The organism is Segatella sinensis, assembly GCF_040095255.1.
Lineage (GTDB): Bacteria > Bacteroidota > Bacteroidia > Bacteroidales > Bacteroidaceae > Prevotella > Prevotella sinensis.
In genome coordinates this window covers 1-23974 of record NZ_JBBNGE010000034.1, presented here as the reverse complement: position 1 = coordinate 23974, position 23974 = coordinate 1, and the positions used below count along the sequence as shown (strand labels likewise).

The following is a 23974-nucleotide window of genomic DNA, read 5'->3' as shown; positions in this document are numbered from 1 at the left end:
TATGTATAACATCTTGACTGTATGTTTTGTATGGTCAAGGTGTTTCCTATTATAATAATGTGTAAACCTGATTTTGCCTAAATTCTTCTTGTTATTTTATCATTTGCCTGCTTTTTTGTGTTAAATCTTATAAACCCTTAGTTACAGAATCAATTCTTTTTATTATATTTGTCAACAAATTAAAGAGCTGACAATTATGACTAATAACTCATTTTCAATAAGATTGCGGGAAGCGCGCCTGATGATGGGACTCAGTATGGATAAACTCGTAGAGCGGACCAACGGAGCCATCACCAAGCAGAGCATATCCCGTTATGAGAAAGGCATTATGCGCCCCAAGCGTGATGCCCTGCAAGCCATAGCCAAAGCCCTCAATATCAGCGAGGCATATTTCGATGGTACCAATATCAAGATAGATGTTCCGATGCTCCGTACCACCTCCAATGGTAAGTTATCCGAAGACGAATTGCAAGCCCTGGAAGCGAAACTCTCTTTTTGGGCAGAGCAGTATCTAGCCAAGGAGTGTTTGATATATTGTCAGTCTAGCTCTCATGAAGAGAAATACTTTAAAAACATCCTTTTTAAGAATCCTATCAAAGGAACTAAGGTTTCTACCCTAGAGGATGCAATACATGCTGCCGACCTTTTGAGAAAACGATGGCATAGTGGTGATGGACCGATTTCCAGCGTTCTTCGATTATTAGAGCGAAAAGGCATTAAGATTTTATCAACAGAATTGCCTGATAACGTATGGGGTATGAGTACATGGGCAGATAAGAGGCATCCCCTGATTGTTCTCGATATGCGTCCGGAGAAAACAACAATAGAACGTCTCCGTTTTACTGCAGCGCATGAGTTAGCTCATCTGCTTCTTACCTTTCCTGCAAGTGCAGAGTTAGACGTAGAGAAGCGCTGTAATAAGTTTGCTGGCTTTTTTCTCTTTACCAAGCAGGCTTTAATCGAGGAAATGGGAAGTGAAAAGCGAGATGAGCTTATGCTTGAAGAAATGATAGACCTCAGGGAAGTATATGGCATATCGATAGCCGCCCAAGTACATGCAGCCTGGGATATCCGCATGATTTCCCGTGAACACTACGACTGGTGGTTTGATGAAAAAATCAAGAAGAACAGGCTGGAAGTTGGTTGGGGTAAATATGAATTTCCAGAGACAATAGGAAGAGAGAGGAGAATGGAAGCTAGAACAAGAAAATTATAAAAGTAAAAATGAAAATGGCAGAATTAATATCACATATATATCAAGATAATGTAGGGCGTTGGATTATACAATCTAATGAGGAACATTCTGTTGGTGTAACTAGGCTTGCTTCTCGTTTCGCTGGTGAATTTGGTATGAGTGAATGGGGGAAAGTTTTGGGGCAGCTTCATGACAAGGGTAAGGAATCACATGCTTTTCAGCAGCATATTAAAAAAGAGAGTGGATATGAGCCTGATATTAAAGTTTGTGGTAATTATAACCATGCATTTATTGGTGGAGTTTTGGCACGGAAACTTTATGGTAAATCTGCTGATATTTTCTTCGTTAATCAAATAGTGTCTCATCATACAGGCTTACATGATTATGATGAGATAGAAGGAATTCTTAATCAGGATATTCCAGCAGAAGTTAATATCAATATAGGAAAGGAAAAATTAAATGTACCTGCTTTCAAGATTCAAACTAATGATTTTCATCATTTAGCTCGTATGATGTTTTCGTGTTTGGTGGATGCTGACTTTCTTGATACAGAAGCTTTTATGGATAAAGAATCTTCTATGTTAAGACGTAATAAAGCTACGTTATATGAATTGTTGCCTTTACTCGAAAATAAACTGAAGGATTTGAAAGCTAAAGCAGATAATTCTAATGTAAATGCTATAAGAAATCAAGTCCAACAGCAATGTATTAAAATGTCAGATACTGAAATCGGGTTTTATAGTTTGACGGTACCAACTGGTGGAGGAAAAACTTTGTCTTCTTTGGTATGGGCAATGAAGCATGCTATCAGAAATGGTCAGAAAAGAATTATTATAGCCATTCCATATACAAGTATCATTGTTCAGACAGCATCAGTTCTACGGAGCATCTTTGGAGAAGAGAATGTTTTGGAGCATCATAGTAATGTGGATCCTGAACATATTAAAGACGATAGACTTCAGGAGAAAATGAAGTTGGCGACAGAAAATTGGGACTATCCGATAATTGTAACGACTAATGTGCAATTATTTGAATCTATGTTTAGCAATAAGCCATCTGTTTGTAGGAAGCTCCACAATATAGTCAATAGTGTCATAATCTTAGATGAGGTGCAAACGCTTCCGATGGACTATCTTCAGCCTGTTGTGGATTCATTGAAAACGTATCATAAACTATTCAATGTTTCTTTCTTGTTCACTACGGCAAGTCAGCCCGTGTTAAGTGGACTTATTGAAGGCTGTAATCCGAAAGCTGTATTCAAAGGAATTGACCATATTACAGAAATCATTCCTTGTGAGTTTAAGTTGCATGACAAGTTGCGAAGGGTAAAGTTAAGTATCAATAACGAAGGAAGAACGTATGATGAGGTTGCTGAGATGTTGAGCAAGCATAAAAGAGTGCTTTGTATTGTGAATACACGTCGTGATGCTAGAGAACTCTATGCACGTTTGCCGCAAGAAGGGATTACATTACATCTTTCAAAAATGATGTGTCCAGCACATATTAGCGAGACGTTAGATAAACTCAAAAAAGCTCTAAAGGACGATACGAATGAAGTTATCCGTGTTGTCTCCACGCAATTGATTGAAGCTGGAGTTGATTTGGATTTTCCTGTTGTATATAGGCAAGAAGCTGGGCTTGACTCTGTATTGCAAGCTGCAGGTCGATGTAATCGAGAAGGAAAGAATGGCTTAAGTACTACTTATGTCTTTTCTTTGTCTAAAGAGCATAATCTTCCTAGAGGAGATATGCAGGTTGCAAATAATGCAAGGTTAAGTCTTAGTGCAGAAATGGATTGGTTTGCTCCAAAAGCGATGACTTCATATTTCAAGCAATTATATTGCAGAAAGGAATGTTTCGATGTAAAGGGTATGAAGCATTATCTTTATAATCCTAAGGAAATATGTTTTGCTACTGCAGCAAAAGAGTTTCAGATGATAGTTGATAATGGTATCAATGTTATCGTCTGTTGGAGAAATAGTTTCGAGCTTATACAACAGCTATTGGAAAAGGGACCTTCATATATGCTGATAAGGAAACTGTCGAAGTATATCGTAAATATCACTAAGACAGACTTTAAAACTTTGTTAGATATGGGTGTCGTTAGTGAGAAAAAAGAGGGACTCTTTGTTGTCGATTATAAACAGCAGTATGATGAACATATAGGCTTGCGCATCGATAATAATTGGGCAAATGAAGTATTAATACAATAAAATATAATGGTATGGAATATACTGATAAAGAATATTGTTTGGAGGTGTGGGGCGATATGGCTTGTTTCACAAGACCCGAACTGAAAGTTGAACGTGTAAGCTATGATGTGATTACTCCATCAGCTGCACGAGCTATATTCGAGGCTATATTTTGGAAGCCTGCCATTCATTGGCAGATAACCAAGATAGAGGTGTTGAAACCTATCAAATGGACTTCTGTAAGAAGAAATGAGGTGGGGGCGGTAGCTGGTAAATCTGTCATCTTTATAGAGGAAAAACGTCAGCAGAAAAATACTTTGCTTTTAAAAGATGTAGGTTATCGAATTTGGGCAAAGATGGAGTTCCGTTCAGTATCGAAGCGAAAGGCTGAAGGAGAATTGTTTTCTCATGAGCCGGGTAAAGATGAGAATCCGATGAAGTATTATCAGATGTTTGAGCGTAGAGCAAGCAAGGGACAATGTTTCAATCAGCCTTATCTTGGTACTCGTGAGTTCTCTGCCTCTTTCCGTCTCATTAATTCTGATGATGAGGCATTGACTCCACCAATATCTGAAGAGCAAGGTGGTACTAAAGATTTAGGAATCATGCTCTATGATATGGACTTCACTGATAAGAAGAACATCCAGCCAATGTTCTATCGTCCACAGATGAAAGATGGCGTAATTATTGTTCCACCAATTAATAGTGAGGAGATTTTAAAATGATACTAAAAGCATTATATGATTATTATAATAGATGCGGTAATCTTCCAATGCCTGGTATGGAAGAAAAAGAGATAGGTTTCATTATAGTCCTTTCTAAAGAGGGAAGGTTTGTTCGCTTCGAAGATTGCCGTACGGGTAAGAGTCAGGCAAGAACATATCTTGTAAAGAAGCATGTAGGACGCTCAAGTGCAATAGTTGCTAATTATTTGTATGATAATAGTACTTATGTATTAGGGTATGCAGATATGGACAAAGAGGTTGATAAATGTAAAGAACAAGTTGACCTGTTGGAGAAGCAGGCTGCCCAATCGGTAGCTGCTCAAAGTGCATACGAGAAAGCCAAAGAAGAACTGAAAGAATTAGAGAATAAACGTTCTATTAAAGAGCAAAGTTGTTTAGATGCTTTTAAAAACAAATTAATTTCAATTTTCCACTCCTATCCTGATAGTTATGAGTTGTCTTTAGTCTGTAAGTTCTACCAGCAAGATAAAGATGAAATTCTGTCCTCTATTAAACAAGATAGTTTGTGGGAAGATATAAAAAAGAACTTGTCAAAGAAGTATTCTACATTTTCATTTAGAATTGAGGGTGACTTAAAGATTATTGCAGAAAAAAGAGAACTCTTGCAATTGGATGAAGCTGAGGAGATGAATGGTGAAAAAGATATTTGTTTAATAACCGGAAATAGGGATGTTACTGTCGATACGACAACCGCAACAATGATTCCTGGAAGTCAGGCAACTGCAAAATTAGTTGCATTCCAGGTTAACTCTGGCTATGATTCCTATGGCAAGAAGAAATGTGGTAATGCTCCAATATCTAAAAAAGCAGAATTTGCCTATACCACTTCTCTTAACGCTATGCTGCAAAAAGGTTCTCACAATAAGTTTAGTGTAGGTAATCGAACTTTTGTCTTTTGGGCTTCCTCTAACAGCGAGGCTGCAGAACAGACTGAAGGTAGCCTCTTTGACCTGTTGGGATATACTGAAGAAGAGGTTGATGATCCAAATGCTAAGATAGAGCAAGTGCGCAAAGTGTTTACGGCTATATATTCTGGAAGTTTGAAAACATCATTAGAAGACCGTTTCTATATTCTTGGTTTGGCTCCAAATTCGGCAAGAATAGCCGTTGTATATTGGTCTGAATGTTCTCTGAAAGAATTTGCTGGAAAGATACTGTGTCATTTTAAAGATATGGAAATCAAAGATACTCGCAAAGATGGAAAACCTTATATGGCAATTGATAGTATGTTGTCTGCTGTAACACGCCATAGTAATGATGGGAAATGGAGAAATAATATCACTCCAAATCTCACAGAATCAATTGTTAAAAGTATCTTCCAAGGAACGCCATATCCATTCACTTTATTTTCTGCATGCATTCGCAGAATAAGAGTTGAGTCTGGCAGCAAAGATGCAATTCGTATAGCTCGTATGGCAATCATCAAGGCATATCTCAATAGAACAAATAGTAATAATAAAAAAATAGAAATTATGTTGGACAAAAGTAACACTAATCAAGGCTACTTATGTGGTCGTCTTTTTGCAGTTCTTGATAAGATTCAAGAAGATGCAAATGGAATTAGCAGCATACGTGAAAGATATATGAATGCTGCCAGTGCAACACCAGCTTCTGTGTTTGCAACAATTCTCAATCTTTCTTCACATCACATGGAGAAGTTGACGAATGAAGGTAAGAAAATCTTCTTTGAGAAGATGAAGCAGGAGATTATTGATAAGATTCCTGCATCGGGCTTCCCTGCACATCTTGATCTTCAAGATCAGGGTAGATTCTTTATAGGATACTACCATCAGAGACAAGAGTTCTTTACGAAGAAAGAGGAAGAGAATAAAGATTAAAATATTAACGTTAAAAAAAATATATTATGGCTGAATTAAAAAATAAAATTGATTTCGTGTACATTTTTGATGTTCAGGATGGTAATCCTAATGGAGACCCAGATGCAGGTAATCTTCCTCGTGTGGATGCAGAGACAGGTATGGGCTTAGTTACTGATGTGTGCTTGAAGCGTAAGGTGCGCAACTATGTGCAGGTAGCAAAAAGTCTGGCTGATGGGTATGATATTTTTATCAAGGAGAAGGCCGTTCTCAACAATGAGATAGATAAGGCACATGATGACTCAGAAGTCAAGAGCGCAAAAGACAAAACAGCTGCTGCTCGTTTGTTTATGTGCAAAAACTATTATGATATTCGTACTTTTGGTGCAGTAATGTCTACAGGAAAGAATGCAGGACAGGTAAGAGGTCCTATTCAGCTTACTTTTGCTCGCTCTGTAGATTCAATTGCAACTGCTGAACATTCTATTACTCGAATGGCGGTCGCTACAGAAAATGAAGCAGAAAAGCAGAAAGGCGACAACAGAACTATGGGGCGCAAAGCAACAGTCCCTTATGGTCTCTATGTTTGTCATGGTTTTATCTCTGCTAATCTTGCAAAGCAAACTGGTTTTTCAGAGGAAGATCTTCAACTATTCTTTGATGCATTGAAGAACATGTTTGATGTTGACCGTTCTGCAGCAAGGGGTTTGATGAGTGCTCAGAAATTAATCGTATTCAAACATGATTCTATTTTGGGTAATGCACCAGCAAATAAATTGTTTGATTTGGTGAAGATTGAGAGAAATCCTGATACGAATCCGGATGCGGTACCAAGATCGTTTAACGATTATAAGGTTACAATAGATATGGACTCTGTACCTAGCGGTGTAACAGTTGAAGAATTGATTTAGTATCATCATGTATACTGAAGACGAAATGCTCATGTTGTCGGGGATACAGCACTTTATGTTCTGCCCTCGACAATGGGCTTTGATTCATATCGAGCAACAATGGGCAGAAAATAAACTGACGACAGAAGGGCTGATTCTACACAAGAATGTAGATAATCCCTTCTATCGTCAGAAGAATGGTGATGTTATCACGCTTCGTTCCCTCCATATAGCCTCTAAAGAATTAGGACTATATGGTGTAACTGATGCTGTAGAACTTATTCCTGCTGATTCATCAGAAGATGCTATAACCCATAATCGCTACAAAGGATATTGGAAACCATACCCTGTGGAGTATAAAAGAGGTCATCATAAACCTGATGAAAGAGATGAAGTACAATTGGCTGCCCAGGCAATGTGTCTCGAAGAAATGTATGGCATTCATATTCCATACGGTGCATTGTATTATGATGAAGTAAAACATAGAGAAACAATTTCTATTTCTGAGTCATTAAGAAATACGACTATTCAATGTGCCCGTCAGATGCATGAGGTATTTAAAAGCGGTATCTTGCCAAAAGCTAACAAACAGCACCATTGCAAGAATTGTTCTCTGGTAAATCTCTGTATGCCAGAAATGAGTGATTGTACTCTAGTATCAACCTATTTAAACAAGAATCTATATGAGGATATTACTTAATACATTATACGTGACCACACCTGAAGCCTATCTAAGTAAAGATGGGTTAAATGTTGTGGTATCTGTGAAGCAAAACGAGATATTCCGTATTCCTATCCATAATATAGAGCAAATTATTACTTTTGGTTATATGGGGGCTAGTCCAGGATTGATGAAACTGTGTGCAGATAACAATGTTTCTCTAACCTTTCTTTCACCACAAGGAAGATATATCAGCCGTTCGCAAGGTCCGACTAGGGGAAACGTTTTGCTGAGAAAAGCACAATATAAGAATTCTGATGAACCTAACTATGCTCTTCATCTCAGTAAACTTTTCATAGGAGGAAAAATCCAAAACTGTCGTAATATCCTGCGTCGCTTTATTAGAGACAATGGAGATGATGAGGCTATAGAACGTGTTTGCGAGGAACTGCTTCGGTGTAAAAGAAGAGTTTTGAATGCTGAATCTATAGATAGTGTGAGAGGAATAGAAGGAGAAGCTGCCACTGCTTATTTTGGTGTATTCTCACGCCTTCTTCTAAATCAGAAAGAAGATTTTGTATTTGAAGGTCGCAATCGTCGTCCACCAAAAGATGCGATTAATGCGATGTTATCTTTCGTATATACTCTTATATGTAATGATATGACATCGGCTTTGGAGACTGTTGGCTTAGACCCATACGTAGGGTTTATGCATACTTTAAGACCAGGGCGTGCATCTTTATCTTTGGATATGATGGAGGAGTTGCGAGCATATTTGGGTGATAGATTGGTTCTATCTTTAATCAACAGAAAACAGATTACCATCAAAGATTTCATCAAGCAGGGTGACGAAGGTATCGTCATGACAGACTCGGGGCGTAAGATTATATTGTCTGCTTGGCAAAACAGAAAGAAGGAGCAGATTATTCATCCTTATTTAAATGAAAAGGTAAGTATAGGTCTTCTTCCTTATGTTCAAGCAATGTTGTTGGCGAGATTCATTCGTAAGGATATTGATGATTATCCAGTGTTTTTAATCAAGTAGTGTATGTTTGTATTGATTACTTATGATGTAAACATTACCTTGGCTCATGGTGCGAAACGTTTACGTAATGTAGCAAGGGCGTGTTTGAATTACGGAAAGAGAGTTCAAAACTCTGTTTTTGAGTGTATTTTGACGGAATCTCAGTTTTTCGTATTGAGGGACCAGTTGAAAGGGATTATTGATACCGAACAAGATAGTATTAGGTTCTATATTCTTGGGAAAAATTGGAAACGTAAAGTTGAAACATTGGGTAAGGATATGGGAGTCGACTTTACTGGTGAGCTTATTATTTAATAAGGGTGCGAACCTATTGTATTGCAAATAAATCCGGTAGATTCGCACTTCTTGTAAATCAAGAAGTTGTGTGTTTTATCAGCTTTTATATTATTTTATGGGTAATTATTTTGTTGTTTTTCGCAAAATATCTATCTTTGCATCGTGATATTCAGCCTTTTGCTGAATATGCGGTCACACCCTGTATGGGTGTGTGGATTGAAACAACCTATATTAAACAAGAGGGAAAGGCAGCGCAAGTCACACCCTGTATGGGTGTGTGGATTGAAACATCAAGCTGAATCAATTTTGGCTCGTGTACGTGAGTCACACCCTGTATGGGTGTGTGGATTGAAACTTACCAGTGGAAAAATTAATCTGCTCAAGCTGAGTCACACCCTGTATGGGTGTGTGGATTGAAACAAGAAAGAGACTTTTCAAATATCGGAAAGATTAGTCACACCCTGTATGGGTGTGTGGATTGAAACATTTTTGACGAAAGAGTTACGCAAGAGGGTGGAAAGTCACACCCTGTATGGGTGTGTGGATTGAAACGTTCTATTGATTTGAAACACTCTGAGGTTACTATGTCACACCCTGTATGGGTGTGTGGATTGAAACTTTACGCTCATTTGCTAAAGCAAATGGCGGTCGGTCACACCCTGTATGGGTGTGTGGATTGAAACATTTTGGCGCTCACGGGGATGACTGCCGAGGCAAGTCACACCCTGTATGGGTGTGTGGATTGAAACCCTCACCCTTGGCGATGTTGCGAGCGGGTGAGGGTCACACCCTGTATGGGTGTGTGGATTGAAACAGGTTGAACGGGCGAGCCTCGGAAGTCTCCACGAGTCACACCCTGTATGGGTGTGTGGATTGAAACATTACTAAGCCCCCAAGCCTTGCGAGAGTCTGAAAGGTCACACCCTGTATGGGTGTGTGGATTGAAACCTGACGGCTAAGGATGACTGCGCCGATATTAGCGTCACACCCTGTATGGGTGTGTGGATTGAAACTTAGCAATAACACTTATCGTGGACTCAAAGTAGGTCACACCCTGTATGGGTGTGTGGATTGAAACTCGCATATAGCTAGCAATAGCTTGCAATAGCTAGTCACACCCTGTATGGGTGTGTGGATTGAAACCTTGGTATATCTGGCAGTACCGCTGCTGCTGGTGGTCACACCCTGTATGGGTGTGTGGATTGAAACACGACAACGGAAACAGAATGTCTGTAGTCTCAAGTCACACCCTGTATGGGTGTGTGGATTGAAACATACGCTTATATATTTAATAAGGATGGTAACAATAGTCACACCCTGTATGGGTGTGTGGATTGAAACTCTTGGGATGCAGAATCTTTGATAATGTCTGCGTCACACCCTGTATGGGTGTGTGGATTGAAACTTAATATTAAGAAGTGTATGAACATCGTTATGAACGTCACACCCTGTATGGGTGTGTGGATTGAAACAATTGTCGTCCGAGTCTCTGTAATAGTATCTTTGGTCACACCCTGTATGGGTGTGTGGATTGAAACTCGCCTTCGTGAATCACAAGGGTGGAGTAGGTAAGTCACACCCTGTATGGGTGTGTGGATTGAAACTGCATCTGTGCTATTTCCTGCTGCTGGCGCTGCAAGTCACACCCTGTATGGGTGTGTGGATTGAAACACGAAAGAGATATTGGCAAGTATGCCTAAATAGGTCACACCCTGTATGGGTGTGTGGATTGAAACTGCTCTGCAGCGTTATAAGGAGATTCAGAATTGCGTCACACCCTGTATGGGTGTGTGGATTGAAACATATCGTGGATATCTCCTTTAAGGATATTATCATTGTCACACCCTGTATGGGTGTGTGGATTGAAACCTGCATACCAATACTATCAAGCTCGGGGATAGGATGTCACACCCTGTATGGGTGTGTGGATTGAAACTTTCTAATAAAGTTGATAATCAACAGTTAGGAAAGTCACACCCTGTATGGGTGTGTGGATTGAAACTATACGTGCTAAACAATTAGAAGGTGATTTGTTAGTCACACCCTGTATGGGTGTGTGGATTGAAACAGGATATATTTCGAATTATGTTGTTGGCACTTCTGTCACACCCTGTATGGGTGTGTGGATTGAAACTTAGGTGGCTATTCAGCTGTATTTGATATTAATGTCACACCCTGTATGGGTGTGTGGATTGAAACCTGTTGAAAAACGTGTTGGTTTAGCAAATGTTATGGTCACACCCTGTATGGGTGTGTGGATTGAAACTGATGAGAAGAAGTTCAAGGATTCCCAGGAGAAGTCACACCCTGTATGGGTGTGTGGATTGAAACATCAGGCTGAGTCTATTTTGGCTCGTGTCCGTGGTCACACCCTGTATGGGTGTGTGGATTGAAACTAATGCTCTCCGTGTTTCTGAATCCGCTCGTCTGTCACACCCTGTATGGGTGTGTGGATTGAAACAAGCCCGAAGCAAGACGGGCTATCGGGCTGACGTAGTCACACCCTGTATGGGTGTGTGGATTGAAACTCAGATTGAAGCCCATTTCGGTGTTCGTCCTAATGTCACACCCTGTATGGGTGTGTGGATTGAAACTCAGCTAGCTTATATTGTATCATCATCCAATTATAGTCACACCCTGTATGGGTGTGTGGATTGAAACCCTCAAACGAATGGTCGGTAATAGCCTTAAGATAGTCACACCCTGTATGGGTGTGTGGATTGAAACAAAAACATACCGACAATGGGCAAGGGAAGAAAGAAGTCACACCCTGTATGGGTGTGTGGATTGAAACTCAAACTTGAAGCCTACGGCTTCATCCACTCTCTGTCACACCCTGTATGGGTGTGTGGATTGAAACTTCAAGTGCTAAACGATTAGATAAACTATTACGGTCACACCCTGTATGGGTGTGTGGATTGAAACTCGCCTCACTGGTGTTCTTTTCCGGCGTATCTGATGTCACACCCTGTATGGGTGTGTGGATTGAAACAGAATCAACACACCAAGCATTTAAACGGTCATTATGTCACACCCTGTATGGGTGTGTGGATTGAAACAATCAGAATACTTTGATGGAGGATGAGCACAATTTGTCACACCCTGTATGGGTGTGTGGATTGAAACACGACCGAATCAAGATAGATAATCGGGCTGACGTAGTCACACCCTGTATGGGTGTGTGGATTGAAACAACTTTAAGTGGAATTGCTGGTGCAGTGTCTCCGGTCACACCCTGTATGGGTGTGTGGATTGAAACCGAATCTTCATTAATGGCGAATATGGACCAACTACGTCACACCCTGTATGGGTGTGTGGATTGAAACATAAGCAAACTAAATTAAAGGCTCACCACTAACCGTCACACCCTGTATGGGTGTGTGGATTGAAACAACAAAAGCCTTATGCTTAACAAGCCGTTGATTTGTCACACCCTGTATGGGTGTGTGGATTGAAACTGCATTTGTGGCCTACCTAGGACATTAGTTAATAGTCACACCCTGTATGGGTGTGTGGATTGAAACAAGCGATAATACATCAATCGCTACCGTCAACTCATGTCACACCCTGTATGGGTGTGTGGATTGAAACTTGCTCCTTAAATGGAGATGGCGGTAGTTTATTGGTCACACCCTGTATGGGGGTGTGGATTGAAACTGTTCCTCAAAGGTATGAGGTACACAGAGACCAGGTCACACCCTGTATGGGTGTGTGGATTGAAACTTTTTGCACGCCTGAATAAAAGTATCTTTGCGGCGTCACACCCTGTATGGGTGTGTGGATTGAAACAGGAAAACAATGAATGACCAGCGCCAAACCTACAGTCACACCCTGTATGGGTGTGTGGATTGAAACACGACCAGGTAAGCGCATACAGCTATATCGACGACGTCACACCCTGTATGGGTGTGTGGATTGAAACATAGAAGAATGGGAGATAGAAATGAAAGCTACTGTCACACCCTGTATGGGTGTGTGGATTGAAACTCAGAAATCTCTCCCAAGAAATTGGAGTGAAATGCGTCACACCCTGTATGGGTGTGTGGATTGAAACTGTTAATAGAAATGTTACTTATCAAGACAATCAGAGTCACACCCTGTATGGGTGTGTGGATTGAAACTTCAACGCTTCTGTCATTATCTTTATCCGCAAAGAGTCACACCCTGTATGGGTGTGTGGATTGAAACTTTGGGAATTAGGTAAGGCTTTAAAAGCTGCGGCAGTCACACCCTGTATGGGTGTGTGGATTGAAACACGTGAAATGTAATGTAAGAAATTGCAAAATGGCGTCACACCCTGTATGGGTGTGTGGATTGAAACTGATTTGGTTGATTCTGATGATAAACGTATTGATAGTCACACCCTGTATGGGTGTGTGGATTGAAACTTATAAATTTCGTTAATATGGCAATCTGAATAGTGTCACACCCTGTATGGGTGTGTGGATTGAAACATCAGCAGTTTGAAGATACCCATAAGGGACTTAATGTCACACCCTGTATGGGTGTGTGGATTGAAACTAACCATTTCATAAAAAATCTATAAATAAATCTTGTCACACCCTGTATGGGTGTGTGGATTGAAACCCATATGTAGGTAGAATAACATTAGCAACGTCAGTCACACCCTGTATGGGTGTGTGGATTGAAACTTGCCAGTCTCTTTGAGCTTGTGCATTTTTGTCCGTCACACCCTGTATGGGTGTGTGGATTGAAACTTATAGTAACTGCTCGCCATAATAGCGGCTGTTCTGTCACACCCTGTATGGGTGTGTGGATTGAAACATAACTTGGAGATTATTATAAGTTGAACCATTCGTCACACCCTGTATGGGTGTGTGGATTGAAACTTCCAAACCGCTGTAGTCTTACTACCCTTATGAGTCACACCCTGTATGGGTGTGTGGATTGAAACACTGTCATGGTAGTGACGGCAATATTCTATCTGTGTCACACCCTTCGTGGGTGTGTGGATTGAAACTTGATGTTTGTTGCTCGACAGTTGATTCTTGCCGTCACACCCTTCGTGGGTGTGTGGATTGAAACATAACTTTAATAATTTAATTGTTTGCCAATTCCGTAGCTGATGATTTTTCATCCATTATCAACAAAGAAATTGGCAAAATCGGGCTATTTTTCTTTATTTAATTCCGAAATTAAGTGGAATATCAGAGAAAATCTTTAAATTTGCATTTAAATACAATATTTTGTAAAGAATGGAAGATAGAGAACTATTACAGAAAAGTGCCCCAGAGTTTGACCGCCTCGCCTTTACGGTGTTGGCTATCGAGGCTTCGGCACAAAAAATGGGTATATCGCCGTCTGAAATGAGAAAGCGATTGGATAAGGTGGGACTAATCAAGAGTCTCATTCAAGATTGCTATGACACTCTACATACCGAGAGCCGGGAAGCTGTGGCAAGTGATGTGGTCGAAGCTCTTAAAAATTGGGAAAGAAAAGAATAATGGAAAAGCAAATATTATATCAAGGTTCATTTTAAGCCAAGAGATAGTTGATAAGTATTTGCAATTCAAATCATATGAAAGGATATAATTATGTTGGATTTCTTATTATGGAATAAAATCGCTCGTGTCATAAAGCAACTAGCTGATACGTTACATATATCAACCGACAGAGCATTACAGATATTCTATGACTCTGATGTTTGCCGTATGTTACATGACAAAGAACTTGGCTTGCATCTAATGAGTGATACATATATTGTAAATGATTTGATAGAAGAGCTGAGGAATAAGCAATAGCAAAACAATGGATCATTAGAGGAGGAAGATTCTTTGTACTGTAGCACCTTGATTGTTTAGTACGATCAAGGCAAATGCTTCATAATTCAAGATTGAAAGTGGGTATGGTGTCATCCAACAACTCATCGCCCACCAGCTGATTTCCGCTTGCACAACAGGTGTTGGGCGAGCGCATATCAGCTGTTATGCAAGCGCACAACAGCTGTTGTGCGGCTGAAGATATAGGCTTCTCCGGCTTATAATATTAATTCTTCCGGCAACAAGTAAAGGTTACTCCGAAGACTTTTTACGTAAAACCGATGCTACAATGATAGTACTTACAAGTAGCAGCGATAGTACTTACAAGCAACAGCGATAGTACTTACAAGGCGCAAAGACGTTACTGAGAGGTCGCCATGATAGTACTGACGATGCGTAAAGCGGCTTGTAGCGCTTATTGCCTCACTATGGCACAACATTGCCCCTTACCAGGGCAATAACCTGCCATTGCCAGGCACAAAACGATACGTCGGGAGCTGGTAAAACAACCACTCGCTTTTTTACTCTTCACTCTTCACTAAATCGGCTGAAACCCCGATAAACACTGGGGGTGCGAAAGGTGAAGAGTTACGCACTACTCTTCACCACTCTTCACCCCTCTTCACCCCTTCACCTTCGGATTACGCACGGAATTGAAACGGAAGCTCGCCCTGTTTGGTCGGGGGGGGCTGAAACCATTTTTTTATGTCCCACAGATTTCACCGTTTTTCCGTAAGCGGCTCCGCGTGAAGAGTGGTGAAGAGTGGCGTAAACTCTTCACCCTTGTAAGTTTTTAATCTATAGGCATTTATGCCCTTTCTGTGAAGAGTGAAGAGTGTTTTTGAAAGTGGCTTGCTATTACGGCGGATTCAAAGACGGAACAATTTATATCCATTCTTTGGAAAGTTATGTTGCGGTAATTTTATTTCTTTATCACCTTCAGAACCTGGTCGGCAAGGCTTCGCATTCCCTTGATAGTTGGGTGGCCGTTCTTCTTGTCTATGTCATGAAGGGCGATGACCGGAACCTGATAGGTCTTGCAGATCTTTTTTACTGACTCATTGATCTCATCCTTCAGCTCAGAATTTAGAATGAAGTAGATATCTACATTCGGATGGCGCTGACGGAGATCGGAAAGCAACTTCGCCAGGGCAGGACGGAAACAGTAGAGGTCGGCACGCTTCCAGTTGCTGTACTGGTAATTGCCGATAGGGACATTCGCCCAACTGTCGTTCGTTCCGCCGCAAATCAAGATGATGTCCGGATTGCCCAGCAGGGTAGTGCGGTTGATGAATGAACGGTCGCTGTAATCTTCATCGCGATAGCCGGTGTTGCAGATGGTGGAACCGGAATAGGAATTGATGTTGCCCATCTTGTAACCACCTTCCTTGATAACCTGCCACCACCAGGTTTGCTCCACCTTGTTGACATCGGTTGCTTTTTGAACCGCCGTGGTGTACCAGGTGGCATATCCCTTTGGGATGAAACCCTCGAAAGTTGAATACGAGTCGCCGAGCACGGCAACGGTCTGCTTCACCTGTGCCAGCAGAGGCATCAGGGCGAACATAAAGAGGCAGACGATAACTGATAATCTTTTCATGACGTTTTTTTGCCTGATTTTCTTTCTTAAGAATATTGTTTACATACGGATAAGGGAAGGAGATTCTCTTTTACTAATAAATGTTATATTCCCGGCATTCCTTCCCAAAAACATTTGTTCTCTCCCAAATTTACAGTACTTTTGCAGTAAGTATCTGATTAAAGATTAAAAGTGTGATTCAAAATAAGATATAGATTATGCAATACAAGAATATCATATTTGATTTAGGCAATGTCTTGGTGAAGCTCAATCCGGAAGGATGCATCGGGGCTTTCAAGGCGATAGGAATGGGGGAATTAGTTGATTCAAATCCTCAGAGTGAGGGGATGAAGCTGATGAGCAAGCTGGGTGTGGGAATGATCACCACCGAAGAATTCTGTGAAGCAGCCCGTAAGTTGACTGGAGCTGATGTGGTGAATGAAGAGATCATCGCTGCTGCCAACAAGATGCTGGTGGAGATTCCTGATGAGAAAAAGGAGCGACTCCTTCAGTTGAAGAAGGCTGGCTATCGCCTCTTCCTCCTGAGTAATACCATTGATGTGCATTGGGATTATTGCGTGGAGCATCTCTTCCCTTATCAGAACTATGGGGTAGAGGATTATTTCGAGCAGTGCTTCCTCTCTCAGAGAATGCATCTGGCAAAGCCTAATGCCCGCATCTATGAGGAGGTAATCAGGCAGGCGAACATCCATCCCGACGAAACCCTCTTCATCGATGACCTGAAGGAAAACTGTGAGGCTGCCGAGAAGCTGGGCATCCATACCTTCCAGAATGTGAAGTTCGATGACTGGCTTGCACTTACCTTTGTACGCTAATAATAACTAACATACAATATCAAAATGAATTTTTACAAGACATTAGGATTGAAAAACAGCCGTATTGATGTGGCTGATGCCTTGCGAGGATTGGCCGTGGCAGGTATTATTCTCTATCACTCCGTGGAGCATTTCAATATGTACGATGGAAGCATAGCGCATGCTTATACGCTGGGGTGTGATGATTGGATGGCAGATGTGCTGGCATTGCTGCTGTCGGGAAAGATGTATGGCATCTTTGCCCTGCTCTTCGGATTGAGCTTCTTCATCATGAACGATAACCAGCAGCAGCGGGGAAATTGCTTTTCGGGTAGATTCGCCTGGCGAATGTTCCTCCTGGCAATGCTCGGTATCGTGAACACCGCCTTCTTCGATGGCGACATCCTCTTCTCCTATGCCATCTATGGACTGGTTCTCATCCCATTGAGTTATCTTCCTACCAAATGGCTCTGGTGGGTGGTTGCCTTCCTCTTTATCCAACCGATAGAAATCTATTCCCTCATTTCGGGATGGCAGGTAGATGCGTCGTCGTTGAGAGAGGTGTATGGAAATATGTATCATGGTCATCAGCACGGCAGTTTCCTGGAGAATGCCTATGGCAACCTGCGATACGGACAGGTGGCTACCTATTACTGGTGCATGATGAAGGGAAGACATACGCAGACTATCTGCCTCTTCATACTCGGAATGCTGGTGGGTAGAAAGCGTTGGTTCTACAATGAGAACAACAACCTGGCTTTGTGGAAGAAGGTGCTGGTGGTTTCCATCCTGGTATTGATTGTGGGAGGCATCGCTGATGTGCGCCACATGGAAACATGGAACAATTGGCTTTATCCTATCTACAACTTCTTCATCCTCTCGTTTGTAGTATCAGGATTCGTATTGTTATGGTACGGAAAGGAATGGTTTAGAAAGGGATTGTCGTTCCTGCGCCAGTTTGGTAAGATGAGTTTGACCAACTACTTTCTCCAGTCTATCATCGGTTGTGGACTGTTTGCTTATTATGGCTTCAATCTCCAGACGAAGCTCGGCATCACCTATGCCTTCTTTGTGGGTATTGCCATGGTGGTAGTACAATGCCTCTTCTCCAACCTCTGGCTCAAGTACCATTCCCATGGTCCTTTCGAGGGAATATGGAAGAAGCTGACCTGGATTAAGTTCTAAAACTTTAAGATTTTGAAATAAAAAAGGTGTGTCATAATTCCATGACACACCTTTTTTATCTCTTATTGATCCTTTCTGAATATCTTATCCACGACAACGGCGATGGCGCCATCACCTGTTACATTGCAGGCGGTGCCGAAACTGTCCATTGCAATATAAAGGGCTATCATGAGTGCTTGCATATCGGCATTGAAATCCAATACGGAGGCGAGCGGACCGAGCGCTGCCATCACGGCTCCTCCCGGTACACCCGGAGCTGCCACCATACAGATGGCGAGCACGAAGATGAAGTTGAGGAAGAGAGGCAGATTGCAAGGCAAACCATTGATAAGACAGATGGTAAGCGCACAGCAGGTAATCTTCATCATAGAACCCGAGAGATGGATGGTGGCACAGAGCGGAATGGTGAAGCCGGCAATGCCGTCGGTAACCCCGTTTTTCAGAGTCTGCTTCAGTGTTACCGGAATGGTGGCTGCCGAAGAAGAGGTGCCGAGAGCCGTGAAGTAGGCTGGCAGCATATTGAGCAGCAGCTTAAAAGGATTCTTGTGGGACAAGCCGCCTGCCAGCAGATACTCATAAAGTAAGATCACAATATGGAGTACGAGTATCACGAGGATAATCTGTGCGAAGACCAGCAGGATATGGTAGGCTTCACCCGAGAAAGTCATACCCAGGAAAATGCCGAAGATGTAAAGGGGCAGGAGGGGAATGATGACTTTGGCGATGACACCGGAAACGATTTCCTTGAATTCCTGAAAAATCTTCTGCATCGTGCGGCTGCCTTTGTGGGCAATGCCCAGTCCGGCAATGAAGGAGAATACGAGGGCACTCATCACATCTACCATGGCAGGTATCTTGATTTCGAAGAACGGTTTGAGTTCTTCCACTTTATCTACTGCCACATGAGCCGAGTTGGCAATCATGTGAGGGAAGAGAGTAGATCCTGTGCCATAGGCTAGCAGACCTGCCAGAATGGTGTCGGCAAAGGCGATGCCTACGGTGGCAAGAAGAAGTTTTCCGGCTCCATGACCGATGTCGGCAATGGCAGGTGTTACGAGACCGATGATGATGAGCGGTATCATAAAGCCAAGAAACTGGCTGAAGATTCCGTTGAAGGTGAGGAACGCTCTGACGGCTGCTTCATTGAAGAAATTGCCGAAGATTACGCCCAGCAGAATGGCAAGGATGATTCTTGCCAAGAGTGGCATTTTGATTCTTTTCATATCGTTTGTTTTGCTTTTTGCTTGCAAAGGTACGATATTTCTTACGAAATCCCAAATTTTTATATAAAAAATGCCCTCCTGTCTTTCGGCAGAAGGGCACAAACTAATTATTCTCGTACAATTAGTTTTGTCAAATGAATAGTTGATATAGGTTAGAGTATGAATGAAGATCTATATTATTATATATCAACTTGAGTATGCGATGGAAGGCTTAGAGTGGAATGTACTCCACAAATGCTTCCATAGCCTCGTAGCAAGCCAGACCTAACTCATCATAGAGCTGGGCGGTGCCACGGTTGCGGTCTTCTGCACGCTGCCAGAAGAGGCGCTCGTCGTTACCCAAGAATGGAGCACTCTCCATCTGTGACTGGTGCTTGAGGATAGAGTTACGCTTTGCTCTCAACTCCTCAGGGCTCAATGGAACACACATCTCGATGTTCTCAATCTCCCATTCTGCCCAAGCGCCACGGTACATCCAGATGCGGCAGTCCTTCAACCACTCTGCGCCTGCCTTCTTCTCCTCGTCGATGGCTGCGAGAACAGCGTCGGTACACTTCTTGTGAGTTCCGTGTGGGTCAGCCAAGTCACCAGCAACATAAATCTGATGAGGCTTCACCTCCTGGAGCAATGCTCTAACGATCTCAACGTCCTTCTCTGTCATAGGCAACTTCTCAATCTTGCCGCTCTCATAGAATGGCAAGTCAAGGAAGTGAACGCGGTTCAGAGGAATCTCGTTGAATGTACAAGCTGTACGAGCCTCGCCACGACGAATCAGGCCCTTGATGGTCAGAATGTCACGGGTATCGAAATCGCTCTCCTTCTTGTGTGCGAAGAACTCCTTGATTTCCTGGTATTTCTTAGAGATCACGCTATCCTTGGAGTCTGCGAAGATCTGGTTGAAACCATTGATGAAGTGCATGAATCTTGTAACCTCCTCGTCGCCTACTGCGATATTACCGGATGTCTCGTAAGCTACATGTACCTCGTGCTTCTGCTGTACCAATCGGCGGATAGTACCACCCATAGAGATCACGTCATCGTCTGGGTGTGGAGAGAATACGATCACTCTCTTAGGGAATGGTTTCGCACGCTCTGGACGATAGGTATCGTCAGCGTTTGGCTTACCGCCTGGCCAGCCTGTGATAGTATGCTGCAAGTCGTTGAAAATCTTGATGTTTGCATTGTATGCTGAGCCATAGAGAGCCAGAAGCTCACTCAGACCGTTCTCGTTGTAGTCCTTGTTGGTCAACTTCAGGATAGGCTTGTGCAACTTCTGGCAGAGCCATACCAATGCACTGCGTACCAGCTTGTCTGTCCACTCGCAGTTTGTTACGAGCCAAGGATGCTTGATACGTGTCAGGTGAGAAGCAGCGCTCAGGTCAAGAATTACGTTTGCATTAGGATGAGTCTGGAGGAAGCTAGCTGGCAATGTGTCAGTGATATTTCCTTCTATTACCTTCTGCATGATTTCAGCCTTCTCGTCGCCCCATGCTGTGAGGTAAACACTCTTGGCAGAGAGCAGGGTAGCGATACCCATGGTGAGAGAGCAAGGAGGAACCTGCTCGTTGGTGCCGAAGCTGTTCTCCATTTCCTCGCGGGAAGTATTGCCGATGAGGATCAGACGGGTGATAGACTGGATGCCGGAGCCTGGCTCGTTGGCAGCGATATTACCCATTCTTCCGATACCGAGGAGAGCGATGTCGAGACCGCCGAAGGTCTTGATGCGCTTCTCGTAGAGGTGACAGGTATCCTGCACTGCGTCCTGTGCCACACTGCCATCCAATGTGAAGATGTTCTGTGGATCGATGTCAACATGGTCGAGGAAGCGCTCCTTCAACTGGTTGATGCTCTTCAGAGAACTTTCCTTCTGTACTGGATAGTACTCGTAAGCATTGAATACTACCACGTTTCTGAAACTGAGCTGCTTAGCCTCGCATCTTCTCTGCAATTCCTTGTAGATAGGTGTGAGCGACAAGCCTGTGCCCAATGCCATCACGTAATATCTGCCCTCGTGCTGAGCTGCCTTGATTTCCTTCTCTACTTGGTCAGCTACGTGAGCTGCACCCTCCATGGAAGAGGCGAAGATGTCGGTATGAATTTTCTCCATTCTGGAGATCTCTGAGTACTCTACTGTAGTCTTTGGTTTGTAGTATGCCAATGGTACCTTATTGAGTACAATTTCTGAACTAAGATTTAGTCTCATAGTTTCTTGTCTTTATAGTTATTACTTTGTTTTTTTACAAGTTGTCTTTTTCGATGTCCTTGAAGTACTTGTAGGTGCTTACCTTCAACTCGTCAGTAGCGCTCTCATCGCAAACGATGATGCCATGCTGGTGAGTCTGCAGTGCACTGATAGTCCAAGCCTGAGTAACAGGACCTTCGATAGCTGCCTGGAGGGCACGAGCCTTGCTGTGACCATTGCAGAGAATCATCACCTCTCTAGCTGCCATAACGGTACCAACACCTACTGTGAGGGCTGTAGCTGGTACTGCGTTCATATCGCCACCGAAGAAACGGGAGTTAGCGATGCGGGTATCAGTAGTCAAAGTCTTCACGCGAGTACGGGAGTTGAGAGAAGAGAATGGCTCATTGAAAGCAATGTGACCATCAGGGCCGATACCACCGATGAAGAGGTCGATACCACCTGCTTCTGCAATCATCTCCTCGTAGTGAGCGCACTCAGCTTCGAGATCCTCAGCGTTACCATTGAGAATGTGGATGTTCTCCTTAGGGCAATCGATGTGGTCGAAGAGGTTGCGAGCCATGAATGAATGATAGCTCTCTGGATGAGCCTCTGGCAAACCTACGTATTCGTCCATGTTGAAAGTGAGTACATGCTTGAAAGAAACCTCACCAGCCTTGACAGCCTTTACGATTTCTGCATACATACCAATAGGTGATGAACCTGTTGGCAAACCCAATACGAATGGTTTCTCTGCTGTTGGGTGGAAAGCTTTGATGGTCTCCACAACGTGACGAGCTGCCCAGCGAGCCAACTCATCGTAATTCTTTTCGATAATTACACGCATAGTTGATATATGTTTATTAGTTAATGTATTCTTATATATTAATAATGTATTCTTAATCTATTAATTGTTCAAGTACTTGCTTCTTGCCATAAGGCAGGCTCCAATCAGTCCTGCATGCTCTTTCAGGGTAGAGGCGGCAACCTGCGAATCCTCGTTCACCATATTGAGCGAGAACTTTTTGATGCCCATGCAGATAGGTTGGGTAAGATAAGCACCTGTCACCGAGAGGTCTCCTCCGATGACCAGCATCTCCGGATTGAAGATGTTGATGATGCCGGCGAGATTGGTTCCCAGTTCCACCGCCACCTTCTGCAGGGTCTCGATGCTGAGCACATCCTCTTTTTTGATGGCATCGAGGATATCCTGCAGGGTGAGTTCCTGATGCTGGTTCTTCACCTTGTCGGACAGCACGGATGTTCCACCGTTCTCTAGAGCTTCTTTCATCTTGCGCAGCAATGCCGATCCTGACGTTTCCGTTTCCATACAACCTGTTTTTCCACAATGGCAGATGATGTCATTATTATAGATGTGCATGTGTCCGATTTCACCCGAGAAGCCTGATTTTCCGAGATAGAGCTTGCCGTCGAAGATGATACCGATGCCGATGCCCCAGCTGACGTTTACGAAGATGATGTTTTTCAATCCCTTGCAGACACCTTTCAGATATTCGCCGTAAGTCATGCAGCGGGTATCGTTGTCGATGCAGAAAGGCAGGTCGAGTCTTTCGGTCAGCGCTTCTGCCAGCGGCATTTCCGTGCAGGTGAAATAATTATAGGCACAGCCTATCTCCGGATTCACTCGTCCACCGATACTCATGCAAGCCTTCTTGATCTGGCTTCTCGCGATGCCTGATCTCTGGATGTATTCGTTGATGAGGTTGATGAAACGGTCGAAGCATTCCGGGGTGTCCTGGTAGTCAAAGTGTATCAGTTCAGGTTCTGCCACCATGTTTCCACAAAAATCACAGATGCCGAAGGTGAGACTTTGCTTTCCTGTATCTATGCCGAGGAAATATCCGGATGTTGCGATGAGGTCGTAGATCTTTGGCGCTCTCTTCGAGTAATTGTCTTTCTTGCCTGTTACCTCAATCAAGCCATCCTCAATGAGCTCGTTCAGAGTCTTGGTAGTATATGGCACACTTACCCCCAAACTACTGGATAGTTCGGCGATAGTTTGCCCTCCATGTTCTATGAGCAAGTTCAAAAGAGCTGTCTTAGAGGCAGACCATTTAGTGTGAGGTATGATGCTTTTTGCCATACAGATATTTCTTGTTTAAGTTTTTACGCTGCAAAGATAAATAAATAAATCCGTTTTTTTAATGTTTGTGAGTTAATTAATCTAAATTATTAGAATAAACTTTGTTTTTCCCCTTTTTTAGGGGATGATTTAACTATTTGAGCCCGTGATTTTTAGCTTTTTAAAAAGCTTGAAGAAAAGATAGGGTGTCTACCGCCCTTTTATATATACCTAAAATCCGCAACTATCATCCAATACACGATTAAGGGTAGATTTATGAGTCGTTAGTAGCAGCTTTCAGTAAA

The 23974-nt window shown here is 42.6% G+C and carries 16 protein-coding genes and 1 CRISPR repeat array; of the genes, 11 read left to right on the top strand and 5 right to left on the bottom strand.

Annotated elements, in window-relative coordinates:
* Window positions 1–196: 196 nt before the first annotated feature.
* From AAAT87_RS10175 to AAAT87_RS10135, 9 genes are all read left to right on the top strand, one after another.
* On the top strand, window positions 197–1216 hold the full coding sequence (locus AAAT87_RS10175; RefSeq protein WP_349226345.1) for a helix-turn-helix domain-containing protein: 1020 nt from the start codon (window positions 197–199) through the stop codon (window positions 1214–1216).
* An 8-nt stretch (window positions 1217–1224) separates the two neighbouring features.
* Window positions 1225–3408 (top strand): CRISPR-associated helicase Cas3', encoded by a 2184-nt coding sequence (cas3, locus tag AAAT87_RS10170; protein WP_349226344.1) that lies wholly within the window; start codon window positions 1225–1227, stop codon window positions 3406–3408.
* A gap of 11 nt (window positions 3409–3419) precedes the next feature.
* Window positions 3420–4112 carry a type I-C CRISPR-associated protein Cas5c gene (cas5c, locus tag AAAT87_RS10165; protein ID WP_349226343.1) on the top strand — a complete coding sequence of 231 codons (693 nt, stop codon included), beginning with the start codon at window positions 3420–3422 and terminating at the stop codon, window positions 4110–4112.
* Window positions 4109–5971, top strand: a complete 1863-nt coding sequence (gene cas8c, locus AAAT87_RS10160) for a type I-C CRISPR-associated protein Cas8c/Csd1 (RefSeq protein WP_349226342.1) — start codon at window positions 4109–4111, stop codon at window positions 5969–5971. The genes cas5c and cas8c overlap by 4 nt, the downstream gene beginning before the upstream one ends.
* Window positions 5972–5997: 26 nt before the next feature.
* On the top strand, window positions 5998–6861 hold the full coding sequence (gene cas7c, locus AAAT87_RS10155; protein ID WP_089545262.1) for a type I-C CRISPR-associated protein Cas7/Csd2: 864 nt from the start codon (window positions 5998–6000) through the stop codon (window positions 6859–6861).
* A 7-nt stretch (window positions 6862–6868) separates the two neighbouring features.
* On the top strand, window positions 6869–7540 hold the full coding sequence (cas4, locus tag AAAT87_RS10150) for a CRISPR-associated protein Cas4 (RefSeq protein ID WP_349226341.1): 672 nt from the start codon (window positions 6869–6871) through the stop codon (window positions 7538–7540).
* On the top strand, window positions 7524–8546 hold the full coding sequence (gene cas1c, locus AAAT87_RS10145) for a type I-C CRISPR-associated endonuclease Cas1c (RefSeq protein WP_349226340.1): 1023 nt from the start codon (window positions 7524–7526) through the stop codon (window positions 8544–8546). Before cas4 ends, cas1c begins: the two co-directional genes overlap by 17 nt.
* Before the next feature lie 3 nt (window positions 8547–8549).
* Window positions 8550–8840: a CRISPR-associated endonuclease Cas2 gene (gene cas2, locus AAAT87_RS10140; protein ID WP_349226339.1), complete on the top strand. Its 291-nt coding sequence runs from the start codon at window positions 8550–8552 to the stop codon at window positions 8838–8840.
* Between the two features lie 173 nt (window positions 8841–9013).
* A CRISPR array of direct repeats spans window positions 9014–13868; the repeat unit is 32 nt; unit sequence GTCACACCCTGTATGGGTGTGTGGATTGAAAC.
* A gap of 170 nt (window positions 13869–14038) precedes the next feature.
* Window positions 14039–14287 carry a DUF3791 domain-containing protein gene (locus AAAT87_RS10135; RefSeq protein WP_349226338.1) on the top strand — a complete coding sequence of 83 codons (249 nt, stop codon included), beginning with the start codon at window positions 14039–14041 and terminating at the stop codon, window positions 14285–14287.
* Between the two features lie 1237 nt (window positions 14288–15524).
* Here AAAT87_RS10135 and AAAT87_RS10125 read toward each other — a convergent pair.
* On the bottom strand, window positions 15525–16202 hold the full coding sequence (locus tag AAAT87_RS10125) for an SGNH/GDSL hydrolase family protein (protein WP_203039722.1): 678 nt from the start codon (window positions 16200–16202) through the stop codon (window positions 15525–15527).
* A 197-nt stretch (window positions 16203–16399) separates the two neighbouring features.
* Here AAAT87_RS10125 and AAAT87_RS10120 point away from each other — a divergent pair, with 197 nt between their 5' ends.
* Window positions 16400–17017: an HAD family hydrolase gene (locus tag AAAT87_RS10120; RefSeq protein ID WP_349226337.1), complete on the top strand. Its 618-nt coding sequence runs from the start codon at window positions 16400–16402 to the stop codon at window positions 17015–17017.
* A 24-nt stretch (window positions 17018–17041) separates the two neighbouring features.
* A complete protein-coding gene (locus AAAT87_RS10115) occupies window positions 17042–18181 on the top strand; it encodes a DUF418 domain-containing protein (protein WP_349226336.1) in 1140 nt (379 codons plus the stop codon).
* Window positions 18182–18243: 62 nt separating this feature from the next.
* On the opposite strand, the gene AAAT87_RS10110 is transcribed toward AAAT87_RS10115, so the two are convergent.
* The 4 genes from AAAT87_RS10110 to AAAT87_RS10095 all read right to left on the bottom strand — a co-directional run bounded on the left by AAAT87_RS10110 (window position 18244) and on the right by AAAT87_RS10095 (window position 23690).
* Window positions 18244–19404 (bottom strand): dicarboxylate/amino acid:cation symporter, encoded by a 1161-nt coding sequence (locus AAAT87_RS10110; protein ID WP_298531695.1) that lies wholly within the window; start codon window positions 19402–19404, stop codon window positions 18244–18246.
* A gap of 211 nt (window positions 19405–19615) precedes the next feature.
* Complete coding sequence (locus AAAT87_RS10105) at window positions 19616–21607, bottom strand: glucosamine-6-phosphate deaminase (protein ID WP_295024121.1); 1992 nt, start codon at window positions 21605–21607, stop codon at window positions 19616–19618.
* Between the two features lie 34 nt (window positions 21608–21641).
* A complete protein-coding gene (gene nagB / locus AAAT87_RS10100; protein WP_295024123.1) occupies window positions 21642–22433 on the bottom strand; it encodes a glucosamine-6-phosphate deaminase in 792 nt (263 codons plus the stop codon).
* 60 nt (window positions 22434–22493) lie between these two features.
* Window positions 22494–23690 (bottom strand): ROK family transcriptional regulator, encoded by a 1197-nt coding sequence (locus tag AAAT87_RS10095; protein ID WP_296972638.1) that lies wholly within the window; start codon window positions 23688–23690, stop codon window positions 22494–22496.
* Window positions 23691–23974 lie beyond the last annotated feature (284 nt).

Bases quoted from the DNA above. Each gene is read 5' to 3' on its own strand.
- AAAT87_RS10120 (WP_349226337.1), top strand. From the start codon at position 16,400: ATGCAATACAAGAATATCATATTTGATTTAGGCAATGTCTTGGTGAAG.
- AAAT87_RS10135 (WP_349226338.1), top strand. From the start codon at position 14,039: ATGGAAGATAGAGAACTATTACAGAAAAGTGCCCCAGAGTTTGACCGC.
- AAAT87_RS10175 (WP_349226345.1), top strand. From the start codon at position 197: ATGACTAATAACTCATTTTCAATAAGATTGCGGGAAGCGCGCCTGATG.
- cas2 (WP_349226339.1), top strand. From the start codon at position 8,550: ATGTTTGTATTGATTACTTATGATGTAAACATTACCTTGGCTCATGGT.
- AAAT87_RS10110 (WP_298531695.1), bottom strand. From the start codon at position 19,404: ATGAAAAGAATCAAAATGCCACTCTTGGCAAGAATCATCCTTGCCATT.
- cas5c (WP_349226343.1), top strand. From the start codon at position 3,420: ATGGAATATACTGATAAAGAATATTGTTTGGAGGTGTGGGGCGATATG.
- AAAT87_RS10115 (WP_349226336.1), top strand. From the start codon at position 17,042: ATGAATTTTTACAAGACATTAGGATTGAAAAACAGCCGTATTGATGTG.
- AAAT87_RS10125 (WP_203039722.1), bottom strand. From the start codon at position 16,202: ATGAAAAGATTATCAGTTATCGTCTGCCTCTTTATGTTCGCCCTGATG.
- AAAT87_RS10095 (WP_296972638.1), bottom strand. From the start codon at position 23,690: ATGGCAAAAAGCATCATACCTCACACTAAATGGTCTGCCTCTAAGACA.
- cas7c (WP_089545262.1), top strand. From the start codon at position 5,998: ATGGCTGAATTAAAAAATAAAATTGATTTCGTGTACATTTTTGATGTT.
- cas1c (WP_349226340.1), top strand. From the start codon at position 7,524: ATGAGGATATTACTTAATACATTATACGTGACCACACCTGAAGCCTAT.
- cas8c (WP_349226342.1), top strand. From the start codon at position 4,109: ATGATACTAAAAGCATTATATGATTATTATAATAGATGCGGTAATCTT.
- nagB (WP_295024123.1), bottom strand. From the start codon at position 22,433: ATGCGTGTAATTATCGAAAAGAATTACGATGAGTTGGCTCGCTGGGCA.
- cas4 (WP_349226341.1), top strand. From the start codon at position 6,869: ATGTATACTGAAGACGAAATGCTCATGTTGTCGGGGATACAGCACTTT.
- cas3 (WP_349226344.1), top strand. From the start codon at position 1,225: ATGAAAATGGCAGAATTAATATCACATATATATCAAGATAATGTAGGG.
- AAAT87_RS10105 (WP_295024121.1), bottom strand. From the start codon at position 21,607: ATGAGACTAAATCTTAGTTCAGAAATTGTACTCAATAAGGTACCATTG.